We start from the raw sequence: 16961 nt of genomic DNA on the forward strand, positions 1-16961 counted from the left end.
AATCCAAATCGTAGGCACGGCTGCGGCTCACCGCAACCGAATAGTTTTCGCCTGATCGGCAAATTTGATTCACGGGTGGGCGAGTTGGTAGCGACGTTGGAGCGCTGATCTCCCCCCTTGCGGGGGAGATGCCCGGCAGGGCAGAGGGGGGTGCTGTCCCGCCAGCGTAGAAACCGGAAAGTGCTGAATTTTCAGAAGATGGCAACTGCCACCTAGGTATGCGGAAATGTTAGCGTTCCGTCACACCCCCCTCTGTCCTGCCGGACATCTCCCCCGCAAGTGGGGAGATTGGCTCTCCATCGCCCCGCTCAATCCGCCTAAAGCCTGCTCTCCGACAGCTTCGCCCTCAGCCACTCGCTGAAGGCATTGAGCACCGGGTGCCCCGCCTTGGCATGCTCGAAGACCAGGAAATAGGCGCGCGGCGAGGGGACGGTCGCTTCGAACGGCTTGACCAGCCGGCCCTCGCTCAGCGCCCGGCGGCCGGTCAGCTCGTCGCCCAGGGCAATTCCCTGGCCGGCGATCGCCGCCGAAAAGACAAGGTTCATGTCGGAAAAGAAGATGCCGCCCTCGGTATCGGGATGTTCCACCTTGGACAGCGCCAGCCAGCGCGCCCAGTCCTCGGTGTCGCTGAGATGCAAGAGATTGGCGCGCAGCACGTCGGCGGGTTTGGAAAAGCCGCCGATCTTGTTGAGCAGCGTCGGGCTGCAGAGCGGCGTGAAGGAGACTTCGCAAAGCAGCTCCACCGCCCGGTTCGGCCAGTTGCCGACGCCGAAGGCGATAAAGGCGTCGGCCTCCGGATTGCTGACGTCGTCGAGGCGCCGTGGTGTCAGCACGGAGAGCGCGACGTCCGGATACATCTGCTGGAACTCGCCGATATGGGTGCACAGGAACATCGAGGCGAAACCCGGCGGACAGGAGATACCGAAGGAGCCGCCAACGCCGGCGCCGCTGTTTTGCGCTCCCGCGTCGCCGAGCACGGTCAGCGCCTTCCTGACATCGGCCGCGTAGCGCTGGCCGCGCGGCGTCAGCGCCACGCCCTTGCCGATGCGCTGCAAGAGATCGAAGCCGAGGTCGCGTTCGAGCAGCCTGAGCTGATGCGAGACCGCGCTGCGGGTCAGGTGGAGCTCGTCGGCTGCGCGCCACACGCTGCCATGACGGGCGAAGCTGTCGAGGGCGCGCAGCGCCTGCGTGGACGGTATTCGCAAGGGGCCTCAGGTGAACCGAATTTGCACGAGCCGGGAAAACATATCACTTTTTGATGAGCCGCTTCACTGCTTTCTTTGAGCCATGGACAAACCGGTGACGAGTTCGGCGCAGGAAACCGCGCTTGCCTGTATCGACGGCATCCAGCCGCTGCTGTCGGCCTGGACGCGCACCATCTTCGATTTCGGCGAAACCGCCTGGCGCGAGTACCAGTCGGCGGCCTGGTATGTGGAGCGGCTCAAGCGCGAGGGTTTCTCGGTCGAGGAAGGCTCGGGCGGCATGCCGACGGCCTTCTGCGCCCACTGGACGAATGGCGACGGCCCGGTGATCGGCATGTATGGCGAATATGACGCGGTGCCCGGCAACTGCCAGGATGCCGCGACGGTGAAGCGTCCGCGCGCCGGTCTGGGCACCGAGGCCGGCGGCCACACCGATCCGCATTCGGGCCTCGGCCTCGGCAGCCTCGGCGGCCTTTTAGCCACCAAGGCGGCGATGCTGGAGCACGGCATCAAGGGCACGTTGCGTTTCACCGGCGAGCCGGCCGAGAAGGTGAGGGGCTCGAAGCCGATCCATGCCGCCAAGGGCTATTATGACGGCCTTGCCGGCATGATCTCCTTCCATCCCTTCTACATGCTGCCGCTCTGCAACACGGCGCGCTGGGACACACATTGCGGCGCCGCCTATTCGATGATCTATCGCTTTGTGTGCGACGAACCCGAAAATTGGGTTCGCGCAAGCGACGCGGCACCCATCCCGCAGGCGCATTCGGCGGTCAGGGCGCCGGGCGCCAACGACGCGCTGATGATGATGTACATGGCCTCCAAGGCGCTGCGCGATTCCATGCTGACGCATCAGGGCGGCTGGTCGATCAGCGAGGCGATCCTGACGGCGGGGCAGGCAACCGCAGACAATCTGCCGGCCGGTCTTGCCGAGATCCAGTACATGATCCGCGTGCCGACTATTGCCATGGCCGAACAGGTCACCGCCGTGCTCGACCGCAACGCGCAAGCGGCGGCGGCGATGAGCGGCTGCCGCTACGAGCGCCACTGGGTGTCGAAGTCGCGTCCGGGGCTTGCCAACCACGCCATGGCCGACATCACCTATCAGTCACTCTCGACTGTCGGCGCGCCGCGCTGGGACGAAGCGGCGAGAGCCATTGCCCGCGAGGTCCAGGTCAATGCCGGCGGCGAGGCGACCGAGAACCCCTTCATCGACGAGCTGGAGCGCTTGATCGCGCCGCGGGAGGCCGAGGCGATCCTGCGCCGCGACCTGCCGCCGTCGCAGGTGAATTCCACCTCCGACGACTACACCGACATGAGCTGGCACGCGCCGACATCGCGCTTCTACGTCGCCCGTCCGGCGCTGCGCTCGACCAAGGGCCATACTTACCCGGCCTGGGCGATGAACGCGCTGGGCGGCATCCCCGCCACCATCGACCCGATGGTCACCTGCGCTTCCAAAACGGTCGCGCTGACGGCGCTGCGCCTGCTCGAGGACAAGGCCGCGCGCGATGCCGCGATGGACGAGTTCGTCGAGCGGACTGGCGGCGGCGTCGGCGGCTCGAACTGGATAGCGCCGCTCTGCGACTACGAACCGCCGATCCATTTCCGCTGGCCGGAATATGTCACCACCGCGCGCGGGCGCGACTGGTGGATCCCGGCCGCTTCCACCGCATGACCGACCAACGAACATCCAGCCCGAGGAGAATCCCATGACCGCTCATGACCGCATCGTCGCCGAGCCTTTCTCGCTGCAGCGCCGCAACCCCAATGGCGGCACCAAGCCGCTGACCGCCTGGGGCTTCGCCAACGAAACGGATGTGCTGACCGACGTGCTGCTCGGCTCGCCCAATTTCCTGCGCCATCTGTCGACCAGCTCGCTGTCGAGAAAACATCTGCGCGAGGCGCCCTGCAACGTCCAGATCGCGCAGGCGCAGCACAAGGACCTCGTTGCGGCCTATGAGCATTTCGGCGTCAACATCCATTGGCACGAGCCGACGCCCGAACTGCCGATGCAGGTCTATTCGCGCGACTCCAGCGTCATGACGCCCTACGGCGCGTTCATCACCGCCATGGCCAACTGGTGGCGGCGCGGCGAGAATTATGCCGCCATACGCACCTATGAAAAGCTCGGCATCCCGATCTACGACATGGTGACGGCCGGCACCTTCGAGGGCGGCGACTTCAACGTCATCGAGGACGGCGTTGTGCTGATCGGCTGCGGCGGCGCCCGCACCCAGGAAGAGGGCGCGCGCCAGGTGCAGGCCTGGTTCGACAAGGAAGGCTGGGAGACGCGGCTCGCCTTCATCGACGAGTACTACGTCCATATCGACCTGATGGTGGTGCCGATCGCCGAAAAGCTCACCGCCGTCTGCCTTGCCTGCACCGAGCCCGGCATCGTCGACTGGCTGAAAGGCAAGGGCCACGAGATCATCGACGTGCCTTTCCAGGACACGATGGCGCTCGGCTGCAACTTCATGTCGCTCGGCAAGGACCGGGTGATCGCGCCGACCTCCAGCAAGACGCTGATCGAAAAGCTGAAGGCTCAGGGCTTCGAGGTCGCGGCCGTCGACATGAGCGAAATCTCCAAGACCGGCGGCGGCATCCACTGCATGGCGCAGGCCCTGAAGCGCGTGCCGGCCTAACGGGCTTTCGAAGTTCGGCAATCGCCCGCGATGAACGCCTGTCCCTCTGGTCGGCAGGCCAGGGGGATATTGCTTGCCGCGGCCTGTCAGGAGATTTCATCGCTCCGGTTCCGGCCAATCTGATCCTGCGCTAGGCTCCCGCCAGCCGAAACAGGATTGCCGCAAGATGATCGTCCAGGCCTGCATCAACGGCGCCCGCCCCGCCGACTTCCACCCTGCATTGCCGCTCGACCCTGAGGCGATGGCGCGCGACGCCGCGGCCTCGATCGCGGCGGGCGCCGCCGAGCTGCATGTCCATGCGCGCGGCACCGACGGTCAAGAGAGCCTGGCGCCCGAAGCGATGGACAGGACGGTCGCAGCGCTCCGCCGCGCCTGCCCGGGCACGCAGATCGGCGTTTCCACCGGCGCCTGGATCGAGAAGGACGACCTTCGCACCCTGGTCGCCATCTCCGGCTGGCGCGAACTGCCCGACTATGCCTCGGTCAATCTCAGCGAGACGGCGGCGCCGATCGTCATGGAAAGCTTGCGCCAGCGCGGCATCGGCATCGAGGCGGGCCTGGCGTCCATCGCCGACGCCGAGCGGCTGGTCGGCCTCGACCATGGCGGCCGGGTGCTGCGCGTGCTGATCGAGATTTCCGAGCAGACGCTGGGCGAGGCCTTTGCTGTCGCCGACGGCATCGAGAAGGTGCTGGAGCGCGCCGGGATCCGCCGCTCGATCCTGCTGCATGGCGAGAACGCCACGGTGTGGCCCTTCGTGGAAAGGGCGGCGGCGCGGAAGCTTTCGACCCGGGTCGGGCTGGAGGACGGCAGGGAATTGCCGGACGGCAGCGTGGCGGATGGCAATGCGGCGTTGGTTGCCGCGGTGGCCGGGATTTATCGCAGGGCGTGACGACAGCCAATCTCCCCCCTTGTGGGGGAGATCAGCGCTCCGGCATCACTGCGTATCCGCGGTGGCCCTCAACTCCGCCCGCTTTTCATCCGACACCACCGCGACGGTTTTTCGGAAGGACGTTCGGCAACTCAATCGTCAGGCTTGCCAAGTTGCCAGATCCGCCAGGATTCGCGCCTTCACGGCAGTGTCGGCGTAGCTCGCATGCACCGATGTCGCGGCGAGCCGGCGGATGGTTTCGCCGTCCCAGGCGAAGGCCTCGGCGCAGGCGGCATAAGAAGCTTCAAGCGTCGTGTCTAGCAGCGCCGGATCGTCGGTGTTGATCGAGACGGGAACACCGGCCCTGCGCAGGGCGTCGATCGGATGTTCGGCAAGCGAAGGATAGACGCCGAGCGCGATGTTGGAGACCGGGCAGACGCCCAAGGGAATTCGCCTCTGCGCAAGCAGGTCGACCAGAGCCGGCTCCTCGATCGCCCGCACGCCATGGTCGATGCGGTCGGCGCCCAGCAATTCGATTGCGTCGCGGACACCCTCGGGGCCGCTCGATTCGCCGGCATGAACGGTCCGCCGCAATCCGGCCGACGCGGCGCGGCGGAACGCCTCGGCAAAGCGCGGGCCGGTACGGCCGGCGGCCGCTTCGTTGCCGTCGATCGAAAGGGCAACGACGCGCGGGTGCCTGATCCTGCCCAGCAACTCCACCAGCTCGATCGCTTCCTCCGCGGACTGGGTGCGCAGCAGGCTGACGCAAAGCCCGACCGGCGGGTATCCATCCTGCTCGGCGGCCGCAAAACCCGCATCGAATGCGTCGATCATTCCGGGGATGTTCCTGTGCCAGTGCGGCCAGTGGGTTGGGTTGACGATGACGTCGGCATAGCGCACCCCGCTTTTGGCCATTCGCCGCGCAAATTTATAGGCGGTGACGGCCAGTTGCTCACGCGTGCGAAACGTGCCGCACAGCCAATCCAGCATTTCGAGGAAGCTCTTCAGATCGTGGGCCTCAAAGAGCCGGTCACGCGGGGCACGCAGTGGAATACCGGCCTGCTCACAGTTCCTGATCACGTCGTCGGCCTCGAAGCAGCCCTCGACGTGGATGTGCACTTCAGCCTTCGGCAACCCGATATAGTCGGTCAATGAAGCCTCCCGAGTTCGTGGCCGCATCAAATCACGAAGCGCCGGGGCCAGGCTTCAAGAAATGATTGAAAGAGTTTTGTGGCCCGCTCGAGAGCGAGGAAAAGGGCTATTGCGTATCCGCGTTGGCCCTCAACTCCGCGCGCTTTTCATCCGACACCGCGGCAAGGTCCAGCACCTTCTGCAGGCCAGCCGCGTGGCGGAAGGTCGGCTCGGTCTGCACGCCGCTCTTCACCGCCTCGACAAAGCGCTGGTAGTTGGTCGGCACCGTGCCGGCATCGAGCTCGTCCCATTTGGCGTTCTCGACATTGCCGCCCACGCAGGCCTTCAGAGCCGAGCCGTCGAGATTGTGCACCACCTCGATGCCGCCCTTGTCACCATAGATGCGCAGGCGCAGTTCGTTGATATGGCCGGTGGCCCAGCGGCTGGCATGCACCACGCCGAAGGCGCCGTTGGCGAAGTCGAGCGTCATGGCGAAACTGTCATTGGCGTCGAGCTGGTATTCGCCGATGCTGTTGTTCGGCGCCTTGTCGAAGGCGCGCAGCCGGCAGAACACATGGTCGATGTCGAGCGCCGCGCCGTAGCTGGCGAAATCGAGGATGTGGATGCCGACATCGCCGAGCACGCCGTTGGAACCGTGGCCGCGCGACAGCCGCCACAGCCATTTCGGGTCGGTGCGCCAGTCGCCCCAGAACTTCGACACCAGCCAGCTCTGCAGGTAGGACGCCTCGACATGGCGCACCGTGCCGATCTCGCCGGCCTGCACCATCTGGCGCGCCTTCTGCAGCGCGGCCACGTTGCGGTAGGTGAGGTTGACCATGTTGACGATGCCGGCGGCTTCCGCGGCATCGGCCTTCTGGTTGGCCTTGCCGAAATTCTCCGCCAGCGGCTTCTCGCACAGCACCGGCTTGCCGGCGGCGACCAGCGCCATGGTGGTCGGGTGGTGGATGCGGTCCGGCGTGACATTGGCGACCGCGTCGAAATCGCCCCAATCGAGCGCCGCCTCCAGCGAGGTGAAGCGCTTCGGGATGTTGAAGCCGTCGGCGAATTCGCCGACGCGCTTTTCATCGACATCGACTGCCGCCGCAAGTTCGACGCCCTCAATGGCGCCGAAACGGCGGGCATGCTCCTGCGCCATCCAGCCGGTACCCAGTATCAAAAGCCGCATTTTTGCTCCTCCGAGCCGTTTGGTTCGATTCAACGTATGGGACGGATTCTACATGCGCACAATTCCGGACGGAAAACCGCTGCGCACTTTTCCTGGAATTGCTTTTAGCGGAAGCCGGCCTCGCCATGCGCGTGCAGCTTCGGCCCGCGCTCCTCGATCGGCTCCAGCGCCTTCGCCACCGGCACGTTCGGCGCATCGAGGATGGCGGGTTTCGAGCCTTGCGGGTTGTGCGCCCACTTCACCGCGTTGCGCAGCACTTTCTGGACCGTCGCATCGTGATAGGTCGGATAGGTCTCGTGTCCGGGGCGGAAGTAGAAGACATTGCCGGCGCCGCGCCGGTAGGTCAGCCCGGAGCGGAACACCTCGCCGCCCTGGAACCAGGAGATGAAGACGGTCTCCAGCGGCTCGGGCACGGCGAACTGCTCGCCATACATCTCCTCGTTCTCAAGTTCGAAGAACTCGCCCACGCCTTCGGCGATGGGATGGCTGGGGCTCGTCACCCAGAGCCGCTCGCGCTCGCCGGCCTCGCGCCATTTCAGCGTGCAGGGCGTGCCCATCAGCCGCTTGAAGATCTTCGAGAAATGACCCGAATGGAGCACGATCAGCCCCATGCCTTCCCAGACCCGGCGCGCCACGCGCTCGACCACTTCATCGGCCACCGCGCCATGGTCCTTATGGCCCCACCAGACCAGCACGTCGGTTTCGGCGAGGCGGGCTTCCGGCAGGCCGTGCTCCGGCTGCTCCAGCGTGGCGGTCGAGGCGGAGATCGCCTTGTCGGCATTCAGCGCCTTGGCGATGGTTGCGTGCATGCCTTCCGGATAGATGCCGGCGACCACCTCATTGGTCCGCTCATGGATGTTCTCGCCCCAGACGATAGCGCGAATTGTCATGGATAGCCTCGCGAGTGATTGGGAGCCGCCCCGGAGGCCATACATAAAGGCTTTGGACTGTATTGGAAGGTGTTTCGTGGGGCTTTGTAGTGGCGGCCTTTCGACTTCGTTATTCTAGGGTCTTCGCGCGCCGCTTCCCTCCTTGCGAAGACCCCAGAATGACGAATTCGGGTCCCTGATTGGCAAGCGCCTTCTGCCGTGCGCAATATAAGCGATGGGTGAAGTGCTTGTAGGCATAATGATCTTTGCTTGTCTGGCCGGGGCAGCGATGGCCAGCCTGATGATCTACTCACGCTTGCCCGAACATCATCGCCAGGAAGACACCGGTGCGGTGGTCCGGCTTGCCGCCAACCTGTTCGTGGTGATGTCCTCGCTGGTGCTCGGCCTGATGATCAACTCGGCCAAGAATACTTTCGAGACAATCGACCACAACGTCCATAATTTCGCGACGCAGCTGATCATTCTCGACCGCTCGCTTCGCGTGTATGGACCGGAGACGGAAGGCGCGCGCGCCACGCTCACCGCCTATCTGCAGCGGCTGGTCGACGCCACCTCGCCAACGCAGAAGACGCCCGCGGTCGCCAACCGGCTGTCGGAACTGCTGCTCAACAAGGTCGGCGACCAGTTGGCGGAGCTGACGCCGCCGGAAGCAAGGCGCGCCGCGACGCTGCAGAACGCGACACAGCAATTGCAGAAGGTGATCGAGCAGCGCTGGGTGCTGGTCGGCCAGTCCGAAGGTATCATTCCCGTGCCGCTGATTGCGCTTCTGGTAGCCTGGCTGATGCTGATCTTCGCCAGTTTCGGCTTCCGCGCGCCGCGCAACGCGACCATCGTGGGAACCTTCATCGTCTCAAGCGCGCTGGCGGCCGCGGCTCTCTATCTGATCATGGATATGGACACGCCGTTCACCGGCCCGATCCAGATCTCGCCGGCGCCGCTGCAACGGGCGCTGGCGGAACTGAAGCAGTGAGATCACCCGCTTAAAGCATCCAACAGCCACTTCGCCGCGGCTTTGGCACCGTCAGCGCGAAGCTCGCCGGCCCGGTTTGGCTTAACCCTGGCGGCCTTCCTGGGCGACCTGGGTGGGGGACCTTGTGAGACGCGGGACGACGACAAGGCGCTTGATCTTGCCGTTCTTGTAGGCGGCAAGGAAGCGGTGATAGTCCTTGAAGACCACGCAGCCATTCGACTCGGCGCGGCCGCCGCGCAGCATATAGGTGTGCGCGAGCAGGCCGTTGCGGCCATATTTGTTGCCGCCGCTGGTCGGCGTCAGTCTGATTGCCTCGACGCCGTGGAAGCGCGATTCACGGATCGACAGATTATAGGTGTCCGGGGGCGTCGGGCCGACATTCTTCTTGTTGACGAAGCGTGGCTGGTCGACCATCGAACCCAGTCCCGAATGCGCCTCGAGCCGCGAGCCGTCCGGCATGTAGACGGTCTTGGCCGAAATGTCGTAGACGGCGACGCCATTGCCCATCGAAGGCGAATTGAACAGGTTCCCGAAGGCCCTGCCGAGACCGCCGCGCTCCGGCGTGTCCGGCTTGGCATAGGCGAGCATCTCTGACGCCTGCGCCTTGCGCTTGCTGGGCTTGGAGTCGGCTACCATCGGCTTCGAATTCGGCACACCCGGCAAGCCCTGGTCACCGCTTCTCGGCGAGACCGCCGCCGGCGCGCTTTGCGCGGTGTCGACCGCGGCTGGCTGCGGCTTGGCCTTGGCGATCTGCGGCTTTGCGGCCTCGGGCTTCTGCGGCTTGGCCGCGTTCTGTTCGGGCGCCTTGGTGGCGCGCTCGAGCGTGGTGCGCGGGCGAAGGTCAGGCAGGGCAATGGTGTCGGGCAAATCGTCCTGCGGGGGCAGCGAGGCGACCTGGTACTCGCCGTCCTGGCCATTTTCCGCATTGCTAGCAACACTGGGGTCGGCGACATCGGGCGCGTCGCCGTTTTGCAGCGCGACGGCGGTCGGAACGTCCGCCGTGTCCTCGGGTGCGATGTTGGCCAGCGCCAGCGCCAGTTCGGAAGCGCCGGCGGTTTCGGCCGGCTGCGAACCGAAGCGGGCCTCGATCGGGGCGTCCGGCTGGGCGCCGCCGAAGCGGCTCGCCGAAGGCAGGCTGGCAAGCAGGAATGGCGCGTTCTCGGCGCGGGCAAAGGCATCGGCAAGCTTCTGCGGCGAAAGTGCCGCGCGCTGCACCACGCCGTCGAAACGGTCGGCGGCTCCGGCGGCCGAAGCCACCACCACGGCCTTTTCATGCGCGACGCTGTCGGGCGCCGGCAGCTTGAGGCGCGCCGCCTTGCCGTCGTGGCCTTCATTCTTCAGTTTTTCAGGAGCTTGGCCGTCATGTCCGAAGCTTGTCGCGAGGCTGAAGCAGCCGGCGTCGCAGCCGCCGACGAGCGAGCCTGCCTTGTAGCCGCCATTGGCGGCCACGCGCGGCGCCCAGGCATTGGCGATCTGCCGGCGCTGGTCGCCAAGCGCGATGGTGCGCGGCGAAAGCAGGCTCTGCGGCAATCCGTTGGAAGCGGCGGTCAGCGAGGTGCTCACTGAATAGAGCCCCGCCAAGGTGGCGAGGGACCATAGGGCGAGGGCGGCGCCGACAGCAGGCACCACGACCCAACGATGACCAGACTTTTTCGAAGTTACCCCCCCAAGAGGAGCGTCACCCCGGTTTTTCAAACGCAAAAACGCCATACGACCACTCTCAATCGGCATGCCGGTTTGCGGACCTGGCACCCGTCACGATCACAGTTCGCTGGTGCCCCCTGCACCTTCACGCGTCTGTTGCCGATTGATTCAAAAGATGGACAAAGTTGGTTAACCAATCCCTCCACCAATCGCCGATTTGGCGACGGTCCATACGAAAAAGAGCTCTCCATGGTCTTCGCCACGGTAAAAATGCTCTCCCTCACCCGCTTTGCTGCCCGTTTTTCCAGCCTGTGTCAAGAAACCGTGAAGGCTGGAACCGCAGCAATCCTGGCCGCGTATCGAGCGATTAGGGTCAAAATGCGGCCAGACGCTTGGCACTGGAACAAGCCGGCCAAAGATGCAGTAGACCAACTTGCAGAGCCGGCGGAAGGCATTGCGGCGCCGGGATCACCCCCAAAAAAAGTCACCTCCGCCGGAGGGCGGAGGCGACATGAGGAGTGGCAACCATGCGTTGCCGAGGTCCCCGGGCGGGCGGATTTCATATGCTCCTGGCCAGGCTGGTCGCAACCACGCTGGCGCCTTTCAACGCGTTTCGTCCGTTCTGTCGGCGACGCCGACATGATGCCCGCGCCCCGTCAGCCAAAACCCGGTACCGCTCTCGTCTTGCCGCTGAGCCGCGCTCCCAAGGTCAGCGCCTGCGGAAAATTGCGGACAACCGTTCTCATCATGGCGGCGCCGCCATGGCCGAGGGCGATTCGCGCAATGGCTTCGGCGGCGAGGACCCGGGTCGAGAACAATCCTCTCCAGGCCGCCTCGTAGCGTCTGCCGGCCGCTTCGCGCCCCGTCTGCCCGCCTGTTGCCGCGCCGAGTTCCAGGGCCAGGAGCCAGCCGGATTGAAGCGCCATCGATATGCCCTCGGCGATGATCGGATGCGACTCGCCGGCGACGTTGCCGACGCGAAAGATGTCCCTTTCGTAGCCGGCGCGGATGCCCGGCCGGATCGGGCCGGCGGCAAGCCACGGACCCTCGAGGCGGGCTTCCTCGAGCGCATCTCGCGCCCCCCGGCATGTCGTCCTGAGATGATGCTCCACGGTTTCGGCCGCCGAGACCCGGCCGCCATGCTCGCGGGCATGGCTGGCGCGCAACCTGGCGAGCACATCGCGCCTTATGCAGCAGGAGATGGACAGGCGACCATGGTCTGCGAGCACCATGCCGCCATAGCCGCCGGGAAACGTCAGCAGCGGCATCAGGTCGGGCGGCAGCGTCGATCCTGTGAAATGCGCCTTCAAGCCGAGCAAGTCCGATGGGTGGCTTTTCTTCTCGAGCTGGCTCGGCAGCTCTCCCGGCTCCCACGAGCCGTGCGCGGCGACGATCACCGGCGCCCGCAGGATATTCGTCTCGTCGCGAGAATTCCCGGCTCCTGTCTGGATCCGCACCGCCTGGCAGGCGCCATCGCGTTCGATGGCGGCGGCGCGGCAGGGCTGGAAGACTTCCGCGCCGGCCGATCGGGCCGCATCCAACAGCAGGGAGTCCAGTATGTCGCGTCCGAGCGCCCGGCCGAAGCCGTCTCCCGCCGCGGACGGCGACGTCACGGCCGGCATCGACGCCTCGACACTGGCGTCGCCGGAAAAGAGGCCAACCCGGCGGATTTCGGGACCGGCCTCGGCCCGCCACGCATCGCCGATCTCCAGCTGCTCTAGGAGCGCGAGATTGCTCGCCGAGATATATTCGCCGCACACCTTGCGGCGCGGAAACGCGCTCTTTTCCACGATCGCCACGGCCCAACCGCGCCGGGCCAGCGCCAGCGCCGCTGAGGTGCCTGCCGGGCCGGCGCCGATGACGATCGCATCGTGGGTCGATGCCGGTCTCATTGCGCAGTTCCGGCAGGCGTCGACGCGGCGCCGACAAAGACATGGGAGAAAGGACCGGCGCGCCGCTCCTCGATCGGTCGGCCGCCGGCTGCGTTCCAGAGATCGGAAAGCTCGCTGCCGCGGAAGCCGGCGCGCACGCTCTGGGCGGCGTCATGCCTGGTGACGTCATTGGCGCCGATCGCCGGCAGAAGGCGGGTCGCTGCGAGCGCCAAGCCCGCCCTCAGCGGTTCCGTCGCCAGGAGCAATGGCGCCCTGCGAACCAGCAGCGAAAGCAGATGCAGCAGTCGGGCGTCGTCGAAATGATGCAGAAACAGGTTGACCGTGATCACATCGAAGGCCTCGCCATCCGCTTTCTGCGCCCAGTCGAAGACATCGACGGTGACGGGTTCGAGCTTCCATCCCAGACCGGCGAAATCCGCCGTGAGCTCAGGGGTGATAAGGCCGACGCGATCGAGCATCGTCAGCTCCGCCTTCGGCCAGTCTCTTGCCATGCGCCGGGCCACTTTCAGCATGAAGGTACCGTCGCCGGCGCCGATCTCAAGGATGCGGCCGGGCGCCTTGGCCACGAATTTTCTCAAGAGCGAGACCATGATCGGCGCCTGAAACATCAGCGCGTTGATGCGGGCGAGATCGCGCCGCGAGCGTAGCGCCCGCGGATCGTCCGCGGCAAGGCGATCGAGGATTTCCGGGACGAGCGTCCGTTGATCGAGCGCGTTCATGCGACGGTCCGGAACAACATGGTCTCGGCCGTCAGTCCGGGTCCGAACGACATGCCGCAGCCGAGCAGTTCGCTTGGCGCCTTCAGCATCTCTTCCATCACGAACATCACTGTAGCCGACGACATGTTGCCGTATCGGCGCAGCACCTCGCGCGACGGCTGGAGCGCGGCGGGCGCGAGGTTCAGCGCCCTCTCGACGGCGTCGAGAATGGTGCGTCCGCCGGGATGGACGGCCCAGAGGTCGATCGCGTCGGGCGGCCGGCCGCCGAGGATGGCGTCGTGGTTGCAGCGCAGAGCCTCCTGGATCGCCGCCGGCACCTGACCGGAGAGAAACATGTCGAAGCCATGGTCGCCAATATCCCAGGTCATCAGCTCCCGCCGCTCTTCCGCGACGGTGCAGCGAAAGCTGTCGAGCTCGATGCCGAGCGGCTCGGCGGTGACGAGCGTTGCCGCGCAGCCATCGCCCCAAAGGCAGAAGGACAGCAGCCTTTCCAGCTCCGTGGTTTCTCTCAGATGCAAGGTGCAGACTTCGATATTGACCAGGAGGACTCTCGCCTGAGGGTCGGAACGGACGATGTGGCGGGCAAGCTTGAGGGCGTTGACTGCGGCGTAGCAGCCCATGAACCCGATCATCGTGCGTTCGATACCGTCCGGCAGGCCGCAGCGCGCAGCAAGGTCGAGGTCGATGCCCGGCGCGGAGAAACCGGTGCAGGTGGTGATAATGAGATGGGTGATGCGCGATGCTTCCTCGCCAAGGCGCAGTCCGTCGACGGCCTTTTGCGCCAGGGCGGGTGCTGCCTGCCTGAACATCGCCATCCTGGCGGCCGTTCCGGGAAACGCGCCGCGCCTGAAGGTCCCGGCAAGGTCAGCCGACGGCCCTTCGGGGTCGAGAGCGGGCGCAAAGCAGGAAAAGCGGTGCTCGATGCCGGCAAGGCCGGCCATGCGTTGGAATATCCTCCTGCGATCGGCGGTAAGCATGGATGCCGCGTAGCGCAGGTAGAACTGATGGACTTCGTGCTCCGGAACCGCTGTCGCGATCCGGTTGATATAAGCGTTGACGGGCATGTGATGTCTCCCGAGGCCTCGGGCGCGGTGCGCGCTGTTGCCGGAGGGGTTCCTTGCTCACGAGCACCCTTGTCAGGCGCCAGGCGCTGAGCATTGCTTGTTCGATAAACGTTTCGGAAAACCTGTTTCTTCCCTGGATCCCGAACCCAAAGGTTTCGAAGGGATGACAGGCAAAATCAAAGTGTTACGGGCCTTTCTGTGTCCTAGGCCCATTCTGTGTCCTAAAAGGCAAGGACTTCGGGCCGATCACCTGCTGCCCTGCGCCGCTCCGGGCACGATCAAGGCTCCCTGATCGGGCTCCGAATATCTGAAGCCGATAAAGAACAAGGCGATGATGACGAGGCAGATCGCCAGCACGGTGGCGAGGATCCTTCCCGGGTTTTCGGCAGGCGGTTTGTCTTCCATGGCATTTCGCCTCGCATATGAACCCTGCGAGAGCGGCAAGGGTTCCGAGCTCCAGGTGGGTTCGTCGGTCTGGGGAATGCCGAGCGCCTGCCGCGATCACGTGACATCGATGACGACCGTGCGGCGATTACGATCCGCCGGGCGGATTTTCCGCCCCAAACCCGGTGGCCCGCTTGACCTTCCAGTTGCTGGAACCCTTAGCGTCCGTGGCGATGTCCTTTCGGACTGAACCTTCAATCTGGATCAAGGAGCGAAAAATGCACCGACGCGGCTTTCTGGTGGCGGCCCTGGCAACGGCTCTGTCGGGTTCTCGCGCGCTCGCGCAGATGAAGATGGATGGCATGTCGGGCATGGATTCGATGCCGGGGATGGATAAGAGCGGTCATGCGGGCCATGACATGGGCGCCATGGCGCAAGCGCCCGCCGCGCTGCCCGAGGGCGAGGCGCTGCGCGAACTGCCGCTGCTTGCCAACGAGGCCGGCCGGTCCGGGCTGTTCAGGGCAAGGCTGACGGCGGAGGCGGCCACGGCGCGCTTCGTCGAGGGACAGGACACGCCGATCCTCGCCTATAACGGCACGAGCCCCGGGCCATTGATCGAGGCCTATGAGGGCGACCGTGTCGAGATCACCTTCGCCAACCGGATCGAGGGCGAGCAAAGCACCGTCCACTGGCACGGCATGCCGGTGCCGGCGGACCAGGACGGCAATCCGATGGACCCGGTGGCGGCGGGCACCGACCGCGTCTACGCCTTCGAGCTGCCCGAGGGCTCAGCCGGCTCCTACTGGTATCACCCGCATCCGCATGGCCGGACGTCAGAGCAGGTCTATCGCGGCCTTGCCGGCGCCTTCGTCGTCAAGGCGAAGGCCGATCCGATCCCGGCCGCCTACGGCGACACCGCGCTCATGTTCACCGATCTTCGCCTTGCCGCCGACGGCTCCATGCCCGACAACACCATGACCGACCTGATGAACGGCAGGGTCGGCGACCATGTGCTGGTCAACGGCCAGAAGAACCCGAAGCTGGCGGTGGCGCTGGGCGCGAAGCGGCGCTTGCGGCTCTACAACGCCACCAATGCGCGCTTCCTGAGGCTCGCTTTCGCCAACGCCGCGATGACCGTGATCGGCAGCGATGGCGGCCTCCTGGAGGCGCCCGTGGCGGCCGACGAGATCCTGCTCAGCCCGGCCGAACGTGTCGAACTGGTCGTCGCCTTCGACAAGCCAGGTGCCGCGACCCTGACCACGCTCGACTATGATCGCGGCTGGATGGGTCCGGGTCGGCCGGCGGATGCCGGGCTCACGCTTCTGACGGTCGATATCCCGGACACGCCGGCTGAGGCGATGCCGCCGCTGCCCGAGCGGTTGAGGCCGATCGCACCGCTTGGGCAGCCCACGGTCAGCCGCCGTCTCGTCTTCACCGAGACCATGGCGATGAACCCTACCGGCATGGAGATGGGCTTCCTGATCAACGGCAAGGCATTCGACATGGCGCGCGTCGACATCGTCGCCAGGGCCGGCGAGACCGAGCTCTGGGAAATCGTCAATCAGGCCGACATGGACCATCCGTTCCATCTCCACGGCACGCAGTTCCAGGTGATCGAGCATGAGCGCGACGGCAAGGTCTCCAAGCCGCCCTATCTGGCGTGGAAGGACACGGTCAACGTGGCGCGCGGCGAGACGGTGCGGCTCGTCACGCGCCAGGAGCGGCCGGGCGCGCGCATGTATCACTGCCACATCCTCGAGCATGAGCAGCTCGGCATGATGGGCATCGTCGACGTGCAGGCGTGAGGGGCCGCGTCGTTGTCGCGGCGGCGATGCTGGTGCTCGCCGGCCCCCTGGTCCTTGCTCCGCTGGCGGCGGGTGCGGGCGACCCCATCGTGGCGGCGCGCCAGGCCTCGATGAAAGAGATGGCCGCCGCCGCCAGGGCGATCGCCGAAATGTTCAACGGCAAGCGCGCCTATGAGCCGGCGGCCTTCAAAGCGGCGGCGGACACGCTCAGCGCCCGCGCCGGCGTCGCCCTGATTTCCGAATTCCCGCAGGGCACGCTTGGGGCGCCGTCCGGCGCCAGGCTGGAAATCGGCGAGACCCGGCCGGAGTTCGAGGCACTCGCCCGCCATATCGGCCGGCTCGCCGACGCACTCGCCGCCAAGGCCGGGAACGCGCCGGCCGAGATCACCGCCGACATGCGGATGACCGGCGCGCCGATGGATGGCGGCAGCCTGCTCGGCAAGCGCCCGGGCGTCGCTGAAGCCGATCCAGCCAAAATGCCGGCCGAACATCTCCTGCACCTGATCCTGCAGGACTGCACGAGCTGCCATTCGAAGTTCCGGCGGAAAGTCGAGTGAGGGC

15 protein-coding genes are annotated in these 16961 nt (G+C 65.7%); 6 read left to right on the top strand and 9 right to left on the bottom strand.

Annotated elements, in window-relative coordinates; translation table 11 throughout:
* Window positions 1–317: 317 nt before the first annotated feature.
* Complete coding sequence (locus tag ACWGS9_RS04555; RefSeq protein ID WP_320310012.1) at window positions 318–1205, bottom strand: LysR substrate-binding domain-containing protein; 888 nt, start codon at window positions 1203–1205, stop codon at window positions 318–320.
* 82 nt (window positions 1206–1287) lie between these two features.
* Here ACWGS9_RS04555 and ACWGS9_RS04560 point away from each other — a divergent pair, with 82 nt between their 5' ends.
* The 3 genes from ACWGS9_RS04560 to ACWGS9_RS04570 all read left to right on the top strand — a co-directional run bounded on the left by ACWGS9_RS04560 (window position 1288) and on the right by ACWGS9_RS04570 (window position 4736).
* Entirely contained in the window at window positions 1288–2880 is a 1593-nt protein-coding gene (locus ACWGS9_RS04560) for a zinc-binding metallopeptidase family protein (RefSeq protein ID WP_454504099.1), read from the top strand.
* Between the two features lie 34 nt (window positions 2881–2914).
* Window positions 2915–3847 carry a dimethylarginine dimethylaminohydrolase family protein gene (locus ACWGS9_RS04565; RefSeq protein WP_454504100.1) on the top strand — a complete coding sequence of 311 codons (933 nt, stop codon included), beginning with the start codon at window positions 2915–2917 and terminating at the stop codon, window positions 3845–3847.
* Window positions 3848–4013: 166 nt separating this feature from the next.
* A complete protein-coding gene (locus tag ACWGS9_RS04570) occupies window positions 4014–4736 on the top strand; it encodes a 3-keto-5-aminohexanoate cleavage protein (protein ID WP_454504101.1) in 723 nt (240 codons plus the stop codon).
* Window positions 4737–4874: 138 nt separating this feature from the next.
* Here the strand turns inward: ACWGS9_RS04570 and add are convergent, their stop codons facing one another.
* The 3 genes from add to ACWGS9_RS04585 all read right to left on the bottom strand — a co-directional run bounded on the left by add (window position 4875) and on the right by ACWGS9_RS04585 (window position 7922).
* Window positions 4875–5867 carry an adenosine deaminase gene (add, locus tag ACWGS9_RS04575; protein ID WP_454504102.1) on the bottom strand — a complete coding sequence of 331 codons (993 nt, stop codon included), beginning with the start codon at window positions 5865–5867 and terminating at the stop codon, window positions 4875–4877.
* Between the two features lie 106 nt (window positions 5868–5973).
* Complete coding sequence (locus ACWGS9_RS04580) at window positions 5974–7032, bottom strand: Gfo/Idh/MocA family protein (protein WP_454504103.1); 1059 nt, start codon at window positions 7030–7032, stop codon at window positions 5974–5976.
* A gap of 104 nt (window positions 7033–7136) precedes the next feature.
* Window positions 7137–7922 carry a ThuA domain-containing protein gene (locus ACWGS9_RS04585; protein ID WP_454504104.1) on the bottom strand — a complete coding sequence of 262 codons (786 nt, stop codon included), beginning with the start codon at window positions 7920–7922 and terminating at the stop codon, window positions 7137–7139.
* A gap of 214 nt (window positions 7923–8136) precedes the next feature.
* On the opposite strand from ACWGS9_RS04585, the gene ACWGS9_RS04590 reads away from it, so the two are divergent.
* Window positions 8137–8892, top strand: a complete 756-nt coding sequence (locus tag ACWGS9_RS04590) for a bestrophin-like domain (protein ID WP_454504105.1) — start codon at window positions 8137–8139, stop codon at window positions 8890–8892.
* 81 nt (window positions 8893–8973) lie between these two features.
* Here the strand turns inward: ACWGS9_RS04590 and ACWGS9_RS04595 are convergent, their stop codons facing one another.
* The 5 genes from ACWGS9_RS04595 to ACWGS9_RS04615 all read right to left on the bottom strand — a co-directional run bounded on the left by ACWGS9_RS04595 (window position 8974) and on the right by ACWGS9_RS04615 (window position 14616).
* On the bottom strand, window positions 8974–10602 hold the full coding sequence (locus ACWGS9_RS04595; RefSeq protein ID WP_454504106.1) for a DUF2778 domain-containing protein: 1629 nt from the start codon (window positions 10600–10602) through the stop codon (window positions 8974–8976).
* A 590-nt stretch (window positions 10603–11192) separates the two neighbouring features.
* Window positions 11193–12428 (bottom strand): NAD(P)/FAD-dependent oxidoreductase, encoded by a 1236-nt coding sequence (locus ACWGS9_RS04600; RefSeq protein ID WP_454504107.1) that lies wholly within the window; start codon window positions 12426–12428, stop codon window positions 11193–11195.
* Window positions 12425–13147 (bottom strand): methyltransferase domain-containing protein, encoded by a 723-nt coding sequence (locus ACWGS9_RS04605; RefSeq protein ID WP_454504108.1) that lies wholly within the window; start codon window positions 13145–13147, stop codon window positions 12425–12427. Before ACWGS9_RS04605 ends, ACWGS9_RS04600 begins: the two co-directional genes overlap by 4 nt.
* A complete protein-coding gene (locus ACWGS9_RS04610; protein ID WP_454504109.1) occupies window positions 13144–14211 on the bottom strand; it encodes a type III polyketide synthase in 1068 nt (355 codons plus the stop codon). The genes ACWGS9_RS04605 and ACWGS9_RS04610 overlap by 4 nt, the downstream gene beginning before the upstream one ends.
* Window positions 14212–14457: 246 nt before the next feature.
* A complete protein-coding gene (locus ACWGS9_RS04615) occupies window positions 14458–14616 on the bottom strand; it encodes a hypothetical protein (protein WP_454504110.1) in 159 nt (52 codons plus the stop codon).
* A 257-nt stretch (window positions 14617–14873) separates the two neighbouring features.
* Here ACWGS9_RS04615 and ACWGS9_RS04620 point away from each other — a divergent pair, with 257 nt between their 5' ends.
* Together ACWGS9_RS04620 and ACWGS9_RS04625 are read left to right on the top strand one after the other, a co-directional pair.
* Window positions 14874–16400, top strand: a complete 1527-nt coding sequence (locus ACWGS9_RS04620; protein WP_454504111.1) for a multicopper oxidase family protein — start codon at window positions 14874–14876, stop codon at window positions 16398–16400.
* Window positions 16397–16957, top strand: a complete 561-nt coding sequence (locus ACWGS9_RS04625) for a cytochrome c (protein WP_454504112.1) — start codon at window positions 16397–16399, stop codon at window positions 16955–16957. Before ACWGS9_RS04620 ends, ACWGS9_RS04625 begins: the two co-directional genes overlap by 4 nt.
* Window positions 16958–16961 lie beyond the last annotated feature (4 nt).

This window comes from Mesorhizobium sp. Arg314 (assembly GCF_053714275.1).

Excerpts from the sequence above, each read along its gene's own strand:
- ACWGS9_RS04610 (WP_454504109.1), bottom strand. The coding sequence starts at position 14,211 with ATGCCCGTCAACGCTTATATCAACCGGATCGCGACAGCGGTTCCGGAG.
- ACWGS9_RS04580 (WP_454504103.1), bottom strand. The coding sequence starts at position 7,032 with ATGCGGCTTTTGATACTGGGTACCGGCTGGATGGCGCAGGAGCATGCC.
- ACWGS9_RS04585 (WP_454504104.1), bottom strand. The coding sequence starts at position 7,922 with ATGACAATTCGCGCTATCGTCTGGGGCGAGAACATCCATGAGCGGACC.
- ACWGS9_RS04605 (WP_454504108.1), bottom strand. The coding sequence starts at position 13,147 with ATGAACGCGCTCGATCAACGGACGCTCGTCCCGGAAATCCTCGATCGC.
- ACWGS9_RS04620 (WP_454504111.1), top strand. The coding sequence starts at position 14,874 with ATGCACCGACGCGGCTTTCTGGTGGCGGCCCTGGCAACGGCTCTGTCG.
- ACWGS9_RS04600 (WP_454504107.1), bottom strand. The coding sequence starts at position 12,428 with ATGAGACCGGCATCGACCCACGATGCGATCGTCATCGGCGCCGGCCCG.
- ACWGS9_RS04615 (WP_454504110.1), bottom strand. The coding sequence starts at position 14,616 with ATGGAAGACAAACCGCCTGCCGAAAACCCGGGAAGGATCCTCGCCACC.
- ACWGS9_RS04590 (WP_454504105.1), top strand. The coding sequence starts at position 8,137 with ATGGGTGAAGTGCTTGTAGGCATAATGATCTTTGCTTGTCTGGCCGGG.
- ACWGS9_RS04565 (WP_454504100.1), top strand. The coding sequence starts at position 2,915 with ATGACCGCTCATGACCGCATCGTCGCCGAGCCTTTCTCGCTGCAGCGC.
- ACWGS9_RS04560 (WP_454504099.1), top strand. The coding sequence starts at position 1,288 with ATGGACAAACCGGTGACGAGTTCGGCGCAGGAAACCGCGCTTGCCTGT.
- ACWGS9_RS04595 (WP_454504106.1), bottom strand. The coding sequence starts at position 10,602 with ATGGCGTTTTTGCGTTTGAAAAACCGGGGTGACGCTCCTCTTGGGGGG.
- ACWGS9_RS04570 (WP_454504101.1), top strand. The coding sequence starts at position 4,014 with ATGATCGTCCAGGCCTGCATCAACGGCGCCCGCCCCGCCGACTTCCAC.